This is a genomic window from Phenylobacterium sp. (genome assembly GCF_035276905.1).
Lineage (GTDB): Bacteria > Pseudomonadota > Alphaproteobacteria > Caulobacterales > Caulobacteraceae > Phenylobacterium.
In genome coordinates this window covers 50,535-64,596 of the sequence record NZ_DATELG010000107.1, presented here as the reverse complement: position 1 = coordinate 64,596, position 14,062 = coordinate 50,535, and the positions used below count along the sequence as shown (strand labels likewise).

Annotated in this window: 11 protein-coding genes; 8 read left to right on the top strand and 3 right to left on the bottom strand. The window is 67.9% G+C overall.

Features of this window, described 5'->3' with window-relative positions; translation table 11 throughout:
- Positions 1–359: 359 nt before the first annotated feature.
- The 5 genes from VJS38_RS04870 to VJS38_RS04850 all read left to right on the top strand — a co-directional run bounded on the left by VJS38_RS04870 (position 360) and on the right by VJS38_RS04850 (position 7,636).
- Positions 360–1,850 (top strand): aldehyde dehydrogenase family protein, encoded by a 1,491-nt coding sequence (locus tag VJS38_RS04870; RefSeq protein WP_324087027.1) that lies wholly within the window; start codon positions 360–362, stop codon positions 1,848–1,850.
- 30 nt (positions 1,851–1,880) lie between these two features.
- Positions 1,881–2,666, top strand: coding sequence for an SDR family NAD(P)-dependent oxidoreductase (locus tag VJS38_RS04865; protein WP_324087026.1), 786 nt, complete (start codon positions 1,881–1,883; stop codon positions 2,664–2,666).
- A gap of 288 nt (positions 2,667–2,954) precedes the next feature.
- On the top strand, positions 2,955–4,007 hold the full coding sequence (locus VJS38_RS04860) for an aromatic ring-hydroxylating dioxygenase subunit alpha (RefSeq protein WP_324087025.1): 1,053 nt from the start codon (positions 2,955–2,957) through the stop codon (positions 4,005–4,007).
- Positions 4,008–4,133: 126 nt separating this feature from the next.
- Entirely contained in the window at positions 4,134–5,813 is a 1,680-nt protein-coding gene (locus VJS38_RS04855; protein ID WP_324087024.1) for an FAD-binding protein, read from the top strand.
- A 281-nt stretch (positions 5,814–6,094) separates the two neighbouring features.
- On the top strand, positions 6,095–7,636 hold the full coding sequence (locus VJS38_RS04850; RefSeq protein ID WP_324087023.1) for a class I adenylate-forming enzyme family protein: 1,542 nt from the start codon (positions 6,095–6,097) through the stop codon (positions 7,634–7,636).
- A gap of 16 nt (positions 7,637–7,652) precedes the next feature.
- On the opposite strand, the gene VJS38_RS04845 is transcribed toward VJS38_RS04850, so the two are convergent.
- On the bottom strand, positions 7,653–8,480 hold the full coding sequence (locus VJS38_RS04845; protein WP_324087022.1) for a glucose 1-dehydrogenase: 828 nt from the start codon (positions 8,478–8,480) through the stop codon (positions 7,653–7,655).
- Positions 8,481–8,634: 154 nt separating this feature from the next.
- On the opposite strand from VJS38_RS04845, the gene VJS38_RS04840 reads away from it, so the two are divergent.
- On the top strand, positions 8,635–9,453 hold the full coding sequence (locus VJS38_RS04840; protein ID WP_324087021.1) for a VOC family protein: 819 nt from the start codon (positions 8,635–8,637) through the stop codon (positions 9,451–9,453).
- Positions 9,454–9,526: 73 nt separating this feature from the next.
- The gene (locus VJS38_RS04835) at positions 9,527–10,573 is read left to right on the top strand and encodes an alpha/beta hydrolase (RefSeq protein ID WP_324087020.1); all 1,047 of its coding nucleotides are present in this window, start codon (positions 9,527–9,529) and stop codon (positions 10,571–10,573) included.
- Positions 10,574–10,702: 129 nt separating this feature from the next.
- On the opposite strand, the gene VJS38_RS04830 is transcribed toward VJS38_RS04835, so the two are convergent.
- Entirely contained in the window at positions 10,703–12,187 is a 1,485-nt protein-coding gene (locus VJS38_RS04830; RefSeq protein ID WP_324087019.1) for an aldehyde dehydrogenase, read from the bottom strand.
- A gap of 218 nt (positions 12,188–12,405) precedes the next feature.
- Here VJS38_RS04830 and VJS38_RS04825 point away from each other — a divergent pair, with 218 nt between their 5' ends.
- On the top strand, positions 12,406–13,161 hold the full coding sequence (locus VJS38_RS04825; protein WP_324087018.1) for an IclR family transcriptional regulator: 756 nt from the start codon (positions 12,406–12,408) through the stop codon (positions 13,159–13,161).
- Here the strand turns inward: VJS38_RS04825 and VJS38_RS04820 are convergent.
- Positions 13,141–13,980, bottom strand: coding sequence for an enoyl-CoA hydratase/isomerase family protein (locus tag VJS38_RS04820; RefSeq protein WP_324087017.1), 840 nt, complete (start codon positions 13,978–13,980; stop codon positions 13,141–13,143). The two genes, VJS38_RS04825 and VJS38_RS04820, sit on opposite strands and share 21 nt — an antisense overlap.
- Between the last annotated feature and the right edge of the window lie 82 nt (positions 13,981–14,062).

Here is a 14,062-nt window from a genome sequence, read left to right as displayed (position 1 = left end):
ATACAATCGCGTCTCTCCAGTCGCTGCAGCGTCTCGCTGGGCGTCGATCAGTCCCACCGCGCTCATCCGAGCTCAGCATCATTTGGCGCTGCGCCCACCCTGCCGCGGGTGCGAGCCATGCTCGCAGCAGATGACCTTCAGGGCCGAGCGAACGCGAACCAATACTAGGTGTCCAATATTCGTTGGGCAGCATTTGATATCCCTCGGATATCCGCCGGCGGACGCGCGATCGCCAGTAGGGCATCGGCAGAAGCCGAGCGTCGGCCGTGATATCAACAGACCTGAATTTGATATTAGATTTCGCATTCCGGCGGAGAGTAACCAGTTCGGGCGACGAAAGCCGGATTTGAGGAGAAGGCATGAGCGCCGCCGCAAAAAAGCTTGACGTGCAGGTCGCGCGGCATCGGGACATGCTGGTGGGCGGCCGCCTGACGCGAGGCCGCGGGGCCGACCTCACCGTCGTCAGCCCGGCGACAGGCTCGCCGGTCGCAACCTTTCCCGGCGCGTCGCTCGATCAGTTTCGCCAGGCGATCGCCGACGCCCGGCGCGCCTTCGACGGCGGCCTGTGGGCCGGGCTGCGCCCGCACGAGCGGGTCTCGGTCCTGCAGCGGTTCGTCTCGGCCCTGGAGGCGCGCGCCGACGAGCTCGAAGCGCTCATCGTCGCCGAGACCGGCTGCCCCGCGGGGTCCGTGGTGCTGGAGGCCCAGGTTCGCTCGCCGCTGCGGCAGATGAGGGGCATGCTCGACCTCTATCTGAAGCTGCCGGAGCTGGAGGAGAACCCGCTTCCGCTGGAGGAGCGGGTCGTGGGGCAGGGGCTGGTCCAGAGCCTGCGGCGGTACGTGCCGGTGGGGGTGGTCGCGGGGATCGCGGCTTACAACTTTCCGCTCAACATCGGCCTCTGGAAGATCATGCCGGCGCTGGCGACGGGCAACTGCGCCATTCTGCGGCCCAGTCCGCTGACGCCGCTGAGCGCTCTGGCCCTTGCGGAGGCGGCCTTGGAGGCGCAGCTCCCTCCCGGCGTGCTGAGCATTCTCGCCGAGACGGGCGCCGAGGGCGCCCTCCTGCTGACGACCGATCCGGCGGTGGACATGGTCGCCTTCACCGGCTCGACTGACGTCGGCAAGAAGGTGATGGCGCAGGCGGCGCCGACCATGAAGCGCTTGCAGCTGGAGCTGGGCGGAAAGTCGGCTCAGATCTTCCTTCCCGATCGGGTCGAGGCGGCCGCACACGCGGCGCTTGGCGTCTGCATGGCCCATGCGGGCCAAGGCTGCGTGCTGGGAACGCGCATCTTCGTGCCGCAAGCAGACAAGCCGAAGGTCATGGAGGCGATGAAGGCGAGCCTGGCGGCCCTGCGCGCCGGTGACCCCCATGACCCAAGCACGACCATGAGCCCGGTGATCAGCCAGGCTCAGCTTGAGCGCTGCGCGCGCTATGTCGAGCTGGCAGTGGCCGCCGGCGCCAAGATCGTGGCGGGCGGCCGGCGTATCGACCGACCCGGTTTCTACTTCGCGCCGACGATCCTCGACGTTCCGGACAACAGCAACCCGGCCGCTCAGGACGAGATCTTCGGGCCGGTGATCTGCGTCATCGGCTACCGCGACGTCGACCACGCCGTGCAGATGGCGAATGACTCGGCGTTCGGGCTGTCGGGCTACGTCTACGGCAAGGACGTCCGGCAGGCGCTTGCGGTCGCCGGCCGCATCCGCTCTGGCACGGTGAACGTGAACACCGGCTTCGCGAGCGCCTACGCCTCGTCCGGGGGCCGTAAGCAGAGCGGGATCGGCCGGGAGCGCGGGGTCGAGGGCGTCCGGATCTACCAGGATCTGCAGTGCCTCAACCTGGCGAGTTGATCCGCAACGATCACGGAAGGGGAGGCGTCGGTGCTGCTCAAAGGCAAGTCGGTCGTGATCATGGGCGCCGGGTCGGGCGTCGGACGCGCCGCGGCGTTGATCTTCGCCCGTCATGGCGCGGCGATCATCTGCGCCGACCTCGTGCCGGAACGCAACCAGGAGACCGCGGCTCGCGTCGCGGCCGAGGGCTTTGCGGCGCGGGCGGTGACCTGCGACGTCCGGGACGAAGCCCAGGTCAAGGCCGCCATCGACGCCGCCGTCGAGGCCTACGGCCGGCTCGACGTGATCTTCAACAATGTGGGGATCGCTAGCAGCCGCTCCGGCGCGGCCCCCGCCGGTTTCGCCGAGTCGACCGACGCAGACTATGAACTGCTGTCGGACGTGAATTTCCGCGGCGTCGTCAACGGCTGTCGGCAGGCGATCCGGCAATTCCTTCAGCAGGCCGACGGCCAGGGCGTGATCGTCAACACCGGCTCGGTCGCGGGCCTCGTGGGCTGGGGCGGCTCGATCTATGGCGCGACCAAAGGCGCGGTGATTCAGATCACCCGCGGCCTCGCCATAGAGTACGCCCGCCACGGGATCCGGGTGAACGCCGTCTGCCCCGCGGCGATGGCCACCAATTTCGGCAGGCCGGACGGCGCGCCGGACCGGCAGATTACGCCCGAGGTAGAGGCCGCCTACGGCAAGTATCAGCCGCTTGGGCGCCCGATCGATCCCGAGGATGCGGCCAATGCGGCGCTGTTCCTGGCGTCGGATCTCGCCAGGAACATCACGGGGGTCGTCTTGCCGGTCGACGGCGGCTACGTCGCCGCTTGAGCCCGGCGCGCTCTGATACCTTCGGCAGCGGCTGTAAGTTATTTATGATATAGGTCCACGTCTTTGCGGCCAGAAGTCCGCGAATGTGAAGCTTTCGGACGGCGATTCGACGAATGTGCGGGAGTAGACCAAAAGCTAAGCTGGCCTATTCGGTCTCACTGCTATGCGCGCACGTCGATATATGTCAGCCTATCGCCAGCGGTCCGCGCCTTGTGTCCGGCTTGGCCGCGCGAGGTCTTTCGTATCGCGAAATCGCTCCAGACCGTTGTTGAGAGCAAGGAGAACGCCGTGCCCTTCCTGAGGAACGCCTGGTATGTGGCGGCCAACGCTGGCGAGCTCGACGACGCCCTGGTCAGCCGCAAGATCTGCAACGAGCCGGTCGTCATGTTCCGCACCTCGTCCGGCGAGGTCGCGGCGCTGCAGGACCGGTGCCCGCATCGCTTCGTGCCGCTCTCCCTGGGCGCGCGCGTCGGCGACAGCCTGCAGTGCGGCTATCACGGATTGCGCTTCGGCAGCGACGGCGCGTGCGTCGACATGCCCAACGACCGCGACAACACGGTCCTCAAGCCGTGCGTGAAGTCCTATCCCGCCGTGGAGCGCCATGGAGTGGTCTGGTTGTGGATGGGGCGGCCGGAGCTGGCCGATCCCGCCAAGATTCCAACCTTCGACTTCATCACCGACGAACGGTTCGCCACGGCGCAGGGACATCTGCATATCAAGGCGAATTATCAGCTGATCGCCGATAATCTTCTCGATCTCAGCCACGTCCACTATCTGCATCCCGAGATAGACCTTGGCGGGGACTTCGCGCGCTTCAAGAACGAGGTCCAGGTCGACGGCGAGACCATCTGGTCCATGCTCTGGCGGCCAGATCTCAATTTCGACCAGGACCGACGAAAGGCCTATGGCTTCACGTCCAGCGGGATCGAAGGTCAGGGGCATTCGCGCTGGAGCGCCCCTGGCGTCATCCTGGTGCTCACCGCCTGGTGGGAGCGGGGCAGGTCGCCAGAGGAGGGTGTCCAATCACCTTCGGCGCACCTCCTGACGCCGGAGACGGAGTTCAGCAGCCACTATTTCTGGGCCACTGGCCGGACCTTCAACATAGCGGACGAGGAGGCGACCCGCGCCACCGCGGCCATGGTCAAAAGGATCTTCCAGACCCAGGATGGCCCGATGATCGAGGCTCAGCAGGCCGCCATGGGCGAAAGCACCGATTTCCTCGACCAGAAGCCGATCATCCTGAAGGCCGACGCCGCAGGGGTCATGGCGAGACGTCTGCTCAAGCGGAAAATCGCCGAGGAGGCGAGCTTGGGCCAATCCTCTTCGGTCGCCGCCGAATAGGCCGGCTCGACCATGTATTTTAAATTAAACTAAAATTGGCTGGACTTGCGCGGGGCGTTGTGAAGACTCGCCCCGAGCGCACGCTTGGCCGGTGGGTCCAGAAGGGCGGCGCTGGGAGGAGGAGTGATGGACGAGGTCTTTGATTTCGTCATTGTCGGCAGCGGCGCCCCCTCGTTCTGCGCCGCCTTGGTCGTCAAGGCCGCCGGCAAGGAGCCGCTCGTTCTGGAAAAGACCGAGGTGGTCGGCGGTTCAACCGCCATGTCCGGCGGCGTCCTGTGGGCGCCCGACAACCCGCTGCTCGCCCGGGACGGCGTGCCCGACAGCCAGGCGAAGGCGCTGACCTACCTCACGCAGTTCGGCGACTGCGGGCCCGGCGCCAGCGCCGCGCGGCGGAAGGCTTTTGTCGCTCAATCGCCGAAGATGATCGAGTTCCTACTGGCGCACGGGCTCAAGTTCAAACGCATGCAGGGCTACTCCGACTACTACGACGAGCGCCCTGGAGGGACCGCGGAGGGCCGGACCCTTATCGCCGAGCTGTTCGACCTGAACGAGCTTGGCCCATGGAAGTCGAGGCTGCGTCCGGGCCTGATCCCCTCGCCGATTGGCTTCGACGAGAGCTTGAAGATGGTGCTGATCAAGCGCACTTGGATCGCCAAGTGGCTCGCGATGAAGGTGGCTCTGCGATCCGTGCTGCAGAAGTTGACCGGCAAGCATCTGGTGAGCGCCGGCTACGCCTTGCAGGGACGCATGCTCCAGGCCGCCGTCAAGGCGGGCGTACAAATCCGCACGGATGCCCCGGTGCGCGAGCTCCTGGTCGAGGGCGGCCGGGTGGTCGGCGTAAGGGTGACCTGGAACGGCGTCGACCGATGCATCGGCGCACGGAACGGCGTGCTGATCAACGCCGGCGGATTTTCCCACAACAAGGAGATGCGCGAGCGCTACCAGCCGAAGCCGGCGTCGATCGACTGGACGCACGCCAATCCGGGCGACACCGGCGAGATGATCCAGGAGGCGATGCGCATCGGCGCGGCGGTCGACCTGATGGAGGAGGCGTGGTGGATTCCGACGGCCCTTCCGCCCAGGCCGCACCGCTCTCCACGGGTGATGGTGCTGACGGACACCGCCAAGCCGCACTGCATCGTCGTCGACGGCGCAGGCCAGCGCTACATGAACGAGGCCGCCTCCTACATGGAGGTGGGACAGAAGATGTACAGGCGGCACACGCAAGCGCAGGCGGTGCCAAGCTGGATGATCTTGGACAGCCGACATCGCCGGAACTACTTCCTGGCCCACCAGATGCCGGGCGTGACGCCCAGGGAGTGGCTGGACAGCGGCTTCTTGAAGAAGGCCGACACCCTCGAGGGCTTGGCCGCCCAGTGCGGCCTCGACGCGGCGAGCCTGACCGCCACGGTGGCGCGGTTCAACGGGTTCGCGCGCCGGGGCGTCGACGAGGACTTCGGCCGGGGCGCCAGGCAGTACGATCAATGGTTCGCCGACCCGACCCACAAGCCCGTGCCGACGCTAGGCGGGATCGAGGAGGCGCCGTTCTATGCGCTGCAGATCTTCCCCGGAGACGTCGGGACCGCGGGCGGCATCGTCGCCGACGAGTTCGCTCGCGCCCTGCGGCCGCAGGGAGAGGTGATCGAGGGCCTCTACGCCACCGGCAATTCCACGGCCGGCGTGACGGGACGGTTCTATGTCGGCGCGGGCTCCAGCGTCGGCGCCTCCATGACGTTCGGCTTCATCGCAGCGCAGCACGCGGTCGGCGCAGCTCGGCTACGAGGCGGAGCTGCGGAAGCAGCGTAGCGCACTCGATTGATCATATGGATGATATCCTCCCGTATTCGGCGAATACGTGCGGGCGAAGTCTTTTCCAAATAGGGTTATGCCGTATCCATTCAAAGGATGCCGACAGCAAATCGGATCGGCGCGAAGCGACTATCGACGCTGCAGCGGCTTAGGCTTGGCGCGCCAGGCGCCCGCGAAACGATTGCGGCGGGGGACGGACGCGTTGTCGTCAGAGGCCGGTCCCGCGCCTCGGCGGAGCCGTCGCAGGCGCAGGATATGGTTCTCGGGAGTGCCGTTGCATGAATAGGGCGAGCTTTCTTCATCGCGATCTTCGCGCGGCGAAGACCTTTCCACAGTTCGTTCGGGCTGCGGCCCAGGCTTACGGCGACGCCGTGGCGATCAGTCTGGAGTCCGACGCCGCCGCCGAGGAGACGGCGACCTTCGCAGAGCTTGATCTGCGTTCGGCCGAGCTGGCGCGCGGGCTGATCGCGCGCGGCGTGGGCAAGGGCGCGCGCGTGGGATTCATCTATGGCAACGGTCCGTCGTTCGCCGTGACCTTCGCGGCGATCGCGCGGATTGGCGCGATCGCCGTGCCGATCAGCACCCTGATCAAGGCCAACGAGCTGGTCCGCGTGCTTCGGCAGTCCGACGTCATGGGCCTTATCGTCCAGCGATCCTTGCTCGGCCATGACTATGTGGAGCGCCTGTGTGAAGCGCTGCCCGGGCTGAGAACGGCGAGCGGGCCTGACCTGCGGCTCGCGGAGGCTCCATATCTGCGCTGGATCCTCTGCGCCGAAGGCGATCTTCCCGCCGGCTTTCACGACTCCGGCTATCTCAGCGACGCCGCGCCGAGCGTCAGCGAGGCGTTGCTGGCGGCGATCGAATCCGAGGTCCATCCCGCCGATCAGGTCATGGAGATCTATACGTCGGGGGCGATGGCCCTGCCGAAGGGGGTCAAGCACCTCCACGGACCGCTCATGCGGCGGACCTTCTACATCGCCGAGATGATGCGGCTCGAGCCCGGCCAGCGGCGGCCCTCGCCCCTGCCGATGTTCTGGATCGGCGGGCTGGGCTTCATGCTGTTGCCCAACTGGGCGCATGGCGTGACCACCGCCTGCCCGGAACGGACCTCCACCAACAGCCGCAAGGCCATGGGCAGCGTGCTGGCCGAGGAGGATCTGCGGCCGGCGCCCTCGGACGAGGTCATCTGGTCGATCGGCATGACCGAGACCTTGGGGCCGTACGCCTACGCCGACACCCTGCGCGTCCCGGGCTACCCGCTGACCTCTCCGCTTGAGCACATCGCCGACGGCTTCGAGGTCCGCGTCTGGGACGGCGGCGAGGTGGGAGACGGCGGCCAGGGCGAGATCCAGGTGCGCGGGTTCGCCGTCACCCCGGGTCTCCACAAGGTCGAGCGCGAGCAGGTCTTCGAGCCTGACGGATTTTATCGAACCGGCGACCTGGGGGTGCGCGACGGGACGCGCATCCATTTCGTGGGGCGCAGCGGCGACATGATCAAGACAGCCAGCGCCAACGTGTCTCCCGCCGAGGTCGAAATGGAGATGCAGCAACTCGAGGGCGTGCACTCCGCCTACGTCGTCGGCCTGCCCGACGCGGAGCGGGGGCAGATCGTGGTCGCGGCCGTGGTGGCGCGGGATGGCGTGACGCTCGACTTCGGGGACATAGAGGCGCAGTTGCGAGAGCGCCTCTCCGGCTTCAAGGTGCCGCGCGCCTACGTCGCCATCGGCCGGGACGAGGTGCCCATGCTGCCCAGCAACAAGGTGGCGCGACGCCAGCTCGAGCGCATGCTGGAGGCCAGGCTCGGTCGAACGACGGGCTAAGGGAGCTCTGCAAGTCTCACCCCGTCAGGGAGGGCGACGTCTCGATGCCGCCGTCGATGTTCAGGACGGCGCCGGTGGCGTAGCCGTTCTCGGCGCAGAGAAAGAGCGCGGCCAGCCCGATGTCCCCGACGTCGCCGATCCGCTGCAATGGGATCTGTCGCAGAACGCGCTCACGCGCGCCCGGCTGGGTGTCCAGATAGCCCGCGAGCGCATCCGTCGAGATCATCCCGAGCGAGATGGCGTTGACGCGAATGTCCGGCGCGAGATCTTTCGCCAGCATGCGCGTCATCTGCTCCAGGCCCGCCTTCACCACGCTATAGGTCAGGAAGCCCGGCCCGCCGAGTTGCGAGGCCCGGGAGGAGATGTTCACGACCGCGCCGCCTCGGCTCTTGCGCAGATGGGGCGCGGCGAGCTGCGTGAGGCTGAAAGCTGAAACGACGTTGAACTGAAAATCATGGAGGAATTTCTCTTCCGTGATCTCCTCGAACGACGTCGGGCCGGCGCCGCCGGCGTTGTTGACGACGATGTCGATCCTGCCGAACGCCTCCAGCGCCGTTTCGACCGTGCGCGCGTTGTCGCCCCGTTGGCTGGCGTCGGCCGCGACCGCGACGGCGCGGCCGCCTTGGCCGTTGATCTCCGCGACGGCCACGTCGAGATCCGCCTGGGTGCGCGCGGTCAGGACGACTGAGGCGCCCGCCTCGCTGAACACCTTGGCGACGCCCCGCCCGACGCCGCGGGCGCCGCCGGTGATCACGGCCACCTTGCCGTCGAGGCGGAGCCGTTGAAGCGATGTCGTTTCCATTTCGAATTCAGCTCCAAAATGCGTGACGGCGAGCCGGCACAATCCCATTCAGCATGGGTCCGCGCACGTCATCTGGGCCTGAAATCACGCTCTTGATTTGAGCTGAGGCGGGAGGCCGGTAGATCGACTCCACCAGATGTCAGAACTAAAGCGCTGGTCGGCGAGCAAGATTGCCCGCCCTGGGGAGGCTGAGACAATGTCCCGCAGAATCCGCCCGTTCCGGGTAAATCATATGAATGTCGTGCTGGAGGACTTTGACGCCGGCATGGCCCGTCTTCGCGACCTGTTCGGCGCGGAGTTCCTGCTCGACATGCCTCAGACCGAATGGCGCGCCGCCCTGATCGCCTTTGGCGGCGTGATCATCGAGCCGTTCGTCCCGCACGCATTCCTGCTCAACGCCCGTTATGGCCCCCACTGGCTCGGGATCGAGTACCAGGCGGACATGGAAGAGGTGCGCGAGACGATCGCCGCCTGCGGCGTCCGCATCGCCCGCGACATCAAGGTCGCGGTGCACACCCACCCGGACGACTGCTTCGGCGTGTCGTTCGAGTTCTATGACCAGTCGTTCCACGAGCGCGAATGGCCGCTGCTGGGCCGGCGCATGCTGCCGGCGGACTATTGGCGCGACGAGCATCCCATCGGCTTGACCGGCCTGAAGGCCTATACGGTGGCGGTCCACGATCTGGACGCCCCGAGCGCCTTCCTGCAGCGTCTGTTCGCCACCGAGATCGCCTATGAGGCCCCACGGTCGGGCGTGAGCGCCCGTGCCCGGGGATTCAAGGTCGGCGACTCCCACATCGAGCTGATCGCGCCGGACGGGGAGGGCGCGCTGAGCGACCATCTGGCCAAGCACGGCCAGGGGATCCGCTCCACCGTCTACGGCGTGCGCGACGTTGAGCAGGCGCGCGACTATTTCACCCGGCGTGGGATCCAGGTGGGCGCCGCCGCCGCGCCCGATGGATTTGCACTGCCGACGAGCGCCACCCTGGGCGTGATGTTCGAGTTTTCCGCCTAAGCGAGGCGTTGAGGCGGCGTTACGCGACGCCGCCTCCTGCGAGCATCGCAGAACGACTGTCGAGGAAGGTCTCATGGCTACTGACGACGCCAAAGCCGCAGCCAGGGTCGAGAGCGACGGAACCATCCAGGTTCCATCCTTCAGCCTGCCCATCTCCGCCGCCCTCAGCGCATCGACCGCCCGGGCTCAGGCCCAGGCGCTTGCCGCGGCGCTGCCGATCGACATCTCGGCCATCGACAAGATCGACGTCCCCGACGCCTACAGGGCTGCGGTCGACGCCTTCCGCGCGGGCCTGGACGAGATGTTCGCCCGGCCGCTGTCGGAGAAGCTGCTGGCCGAGTTCCCCGTCGAGATGCGAGACGTCGTCCTTGCCGGCGTCCGAGGCGAGGCGTTCATCCCGGCCAATTGCGATCCCGATCGGATCCTCCTGAACCTGCACGGCGGCGGGTTCTGTTCGGGCTACGGCTATGTCTCACGCATCGAAGCGATCCCGATGGCGCATCTGACCGGAATGAAGGTGGTCTCGATCGACTACCGCCAGGGTTACGAGCACAAATATCCGGCCGCCACCGACGATGTCGTCGCCGTCTATCGAGAGCTGCTGCAGCACCACGCGCCGGAGAACATCGTGATCTATGGCGGGTCGGCCGGCGGGATTCTGTCGCTCCAGGCCGCCTACAGGATCGTCGCCGACGGCTTGCCGGCGCCCGCCGCGATCGGGGTGTTCGGCGCGGGCGGCTTCTCCCACGGCGACAGCGACTACTTCGCCGCGATCGGCGCCGCCACGGCTCCGCCCGTGGCCCCGATCCCAGGCGTGCTCAACACCAAGCTCGGCTATTTCTCGACCGCGCGCGCCGACGACCCGTTCGTTGATCCGACGCTCGGCGATCCGGCGCTGCTGGCGAAGTTCCCGCCCAGCATGATCCTCACCGCCACCCGCGCCTTCGATATGAGCCCGGCCATTGCGGCCCACCGGGCCCTGATCCGCGCGGGCGCGGACTCGTCCCTGCACGTCTTCGACGGTCTGGGCCATTGCTTCTACTACGACGCCTCCGCGCCGGAGCCCAGCGAAGCCTATCAAGCCATCGTCCGCTTCTTCAAACGGCGTCTGAGGGCCTGACCGGCGGCGAATGGCGCGGGCGCGGCGGGAATGTCCGGCGCGTGCTGCGAAGCCGCGCCTATAGCATGATCCCACAGGTTGACCCTCCCGCTCCGGTCACCCCGCGTTCCGCGGGGAAGAGCGGGGGATCTAGTGGGAAATGAAGACGGACTTCAGCTCCGTGTAGGCGTCGAGCGCATTGATCCCGACCTCGCGGCCGAGCCCGCTCTGCTTGAAGCCGCCGAACGGACGCGTGTACTCGCCGGCCCGGTAGCTGTTCAGCCAGACCGTGCCGGCGCGCAGGCGCGGGATCATGCGGTGACCGCGCCGCACGTTCTCCGTCCAGATCGCCGCGCCCAGACCGAACGGCGTATCGTTGGCGATCCGCGCGGCGTCGTCCTCGTCCTTGAAACGGACGATCACGCCGACGGGGCCGAAGACCTCCTCGCGGGCGATGCGGAAGTCGTTGCGCACCCCGGTGAAGAGCGTCGGCTTGACGAAGAAGCCCTCGGCGAGGGCCGCCTCGGTCGGACGCCCGCCGCCGGTGAGCGCGCTCGCGCCCTCGGACCGGGCGATGTCGATGTAGCTCAGCACCTTCTGCATGTGCGCGCGCGATGCGAGCGGCGAGATTTCGGAGGCGCTGTCCAGCGGGTCGCCAAGCCTCAGAGCGTTCACCCGGCGCGCCAGTTCGTCGAAAAAGTCCTGGCCGATCGTCTCCTGCACCAGGATCCGCGAGCCGGCGATGCAGGACTGGCCGGAGGCGCTGAAGATTCCGGTGATGACGCCGTCGATCGCCCGGTCGAGATCGGCGTCGTCGAAGATGATGTTCGGCGACTTTCCCCCGAGCTCGAGCGACACCCGCGCATTCCGGCCCGCCGCGACGCGGGCGATGGCCTGGCCGGTCGTGGTCGCGCCGGTGAAGGCGATCTTGTCCACCAGCGGATGCTCGACCAGGGCTGCACCGACGTCGCCGAATCCCGTGACGACGTTGACCACCCCTGGCGGAATGCCCGCCTTCATGCACAGCTCGCCAAGCCGCAGGGTCGAGAACGGCGTCACTTCCGAGGGTTTGATCACGATCGTGTTGCCGGCGGCGAGCGCCGGGAACAGCTTCCAGCCAAGCAGCCCCAGCGGGCTGTTCCAGGGCGTGATGGCGGCGACCACGCCGATCGGCTCCCGCACGACATAGCTCGTCATGTCCGGCAGATTGGACTGGGAAGTGTAGCCGCTGTCGCTTTCAGCCAGCCCGGCCATGAAGTGGGCGAGCGCCGTCAGCGCAGGAGCGCTGGTGCGCATCTCGCTCAGCAGCTTGCCGTTCTCGTGCACCTGGAGGCGGCCCAGGGCGTCGGCGTCCGCAAGGATGAGGTCGGCCAGGCGCCTCAGCGCCGCGGCGCGCTCCATCGGGCGCGTGCGGCCCCAGCCGTCGAAGGCCCGACGGGCGGCCTGCACCGCGCGATCGACGTCGGCCTTGGTCGCAAGCGGCGCTGCGCCCCATTTCTCGCCGGTGAACGGGTACTCGCACTGGAAGGTCTGTCCGCCTTCGCCCGCGACGAACTCGCCGTCGATCAGCAGGCCGTATTTCCGGTCGGGCGCAAGCTCGCCCCGCCAGGGAGACTCGTGCGTGGCGTCGTCCATGGGCTCATCCCTCCTTCCGGACCGACGCCGGCGGGGCGCCAAGCGCGCCGGCGAAAGGATGCCGGCGGCGGAGTCTGGGGGCAACATCGGCGGGTCGATATCAGCCTGCTGATGGAAGCGGCTTTGGAGCGAGCGGGGTCGTGGAGCTTGAGCGGCCGGGGGGCCTCGGCTACGAAAGCTTACGGGAGGCGGCCGGGCGGCGGGGCTGGGATGCGTAGATGAGCACGGTGAAGTCCGCTCAGCGGGCGCTGGCGATCCTGGAGTTGATGGAGAAGCTGAAGCGGCCGGCGCGGGTGTCGGAGATCGCCAAGCTGCTCGGCTATCCGCAGTCCAGCACCTCGGTTCTGATCAACAGCCTCCTTCAGCTCGGCTACCTGAACTTCAATCCGACCACGCACGAATTTGCGCCCTCGATCCGGGTCGCCCTGGTCGGCGGCTACCTCCGCTTCGACGGGCTGCACGCCTTCCAGGTGCTGGACCTGCTGTCGGCGGTGCGCGAGCGGACCGGGGCGACGGTGATCCTGTCCTCGCGCCAGGGCGTGCACGTGCAGTACGTCTACACCCTGGCCGCGCCCGGCCGGCGCATGCTGGCGCTGCGCGCCGGCAGCCTGCGGCCGCTGACCCGCGCGGCCGGCGGCGTCATGCTGCTGACCGAGGTCGCCGACGAGGAGATCGGCCGGATCGTGCGGCGGCTGAACACCCTGCCGGACATCGGCGAACGCGAGCAGCCGGAGGCGGTGCTGCAGACCGTGCGGGCGGCGCGCGAGCGCGGCTATGCCACGGTGCTCGGCCGGCTGGTCGCCGAGGCCGGGGCGACCGCCGTGAAGCTGCCGTTCCGCGACAGCTTCGGCAAGGCGCTCGCGCTCAGCGTCCATGCCCGCCCCAGCGAGCTGAGCGCCCGCGAAGCCGAGCTCGTGGCCGTCATGCGCGAGGAGATCGACGTCCACTGCCGCTCAGTCGGCGGAGCCTCCTAGCGACTCGGCCCGCTCGAACGGGTCCGGCCAGTCCGTGCGGTAGCGCCGTTCGCGCTTCTCGGCGAAGGCGCGGATGCCTTCGATCATGTCGCCCGACAGCAGCACGCGGTGGACCACGGCGTCGTAGTAGCGGTGATGCTCCTGCAGCATCAGGTCGCGCCAGTAGCGCAGCACCTGCTTGGTGCCCCAGAGCGCCGAAGGCGAGCTCTTGGCCATCGCCTCGGCGCGGCGCATCGCCTCGTCCATCAAGCGCTCGCGCGGGACGAGGCACTGCACCAGGCCCAGGCGATAGGCGTCCGCCGCAGGCAGCCGCTCGCCGGCGAGCATCATGTCCATCACCGCGCCCATCGGCATCAGCCGCGGCAGCGCGACCGCTGCGACGCCGGCGATGAAGCCGTGACCCGGTTCGGGAAGGCCGAACCAGGCCCCCTCGGCCGCCAGCCGGATGTCGCAGCATAGCGTGATCTCCAGGCCCCCGCCGACGGCCAGGCCGTTGATCGCCGCGATCACCGGCTTGTGGCAGGTCAGCAGGCCCGCCATGTCCGGCTCCGGAGCCATCGGCAGCGGGCGCTTGCCGGACGGCCGCGCCGCCGGGTCCGCCTGGCCTTCGCGCATCTCCTTCAGGTCGGCGCCCGAGCAGAAGGCCTGATCACCGGCGCCCGTGATAATCAGCACCAGCTGGTCGGGATCATCCCGGAACGCGGCGACCGCCGCCTTCAGCTCGAGGCCCAGCGCCGGCGACAGGGCGTTGTGGCGCTCCCGGCGGTTCAGGGTCAGCACCGTAACGGGGCCCTTCCGCTCGACCAGCAGTATCGACACGCTAAATTCCTCGCTCAGCAGCCGCGGCGCACGCCGCCCACGCCCCGCGACCGCAGCCTTGCGCGGGGCCTGCCATTCACGC

What these genes read in the sequence shown, in the direction of transcription:
- VJS38_RS04855 (WP_324087024.1), top strand. Translation starts at nt 4,134, where the DNA reads ATGGACGAGGTCTTTGATTTCGTCATTGTCGGCAGCGGCGCCCCCTCG.
- VJS38_RS04825 (WP_324087018.1), top strand. Translation starts at nt 12,406, where the DNA reads ATGAGCACGGTGAAGTCCGCTCAGCGGGCGCTGGCGATCCTGGAGTTG.
- VJS38_RS04840 (WP_324087021.1), top strand. Translation starts at nt 8,635, where the DNA reads ATGTCCCGCAGAATCCGCCCGTTCCGGGTAAATCATATGAATGTCGTG.
- VJS38_RS04850 (WP_324087023.1), top strand. Translation starts at nt 6,095, where the DNA reads ATGAATAGGGCGAGCTTTCTTCATCGCGATCTTCGCGCGGCGAAGACC.
- VJS38_RS04870 (WP_324087027.1), top strand. Translation starts at nt 360, where the DNA reads ATGAGCGCCGCCGCAAAAAAGCTTGACGTGCAGGTCGCGCGGCATCGG.
- VJS38_RS04835 (WP_324087020.1), top strand. Translation starts at nt 9,527, where the DNA reads ATGGCTACTGACGACGCCAAAGCCGCAGCCAGGGTCGAGAGCGACGGA.
- VJS38_RS04830 (WP_324087019.1), bottom strand. Translation starts at nt 12,187, where the DNA reads ATGGACGACGCCACGCACGAGTCTCCCTGGCGGGGCGAGCTTGCGCCC.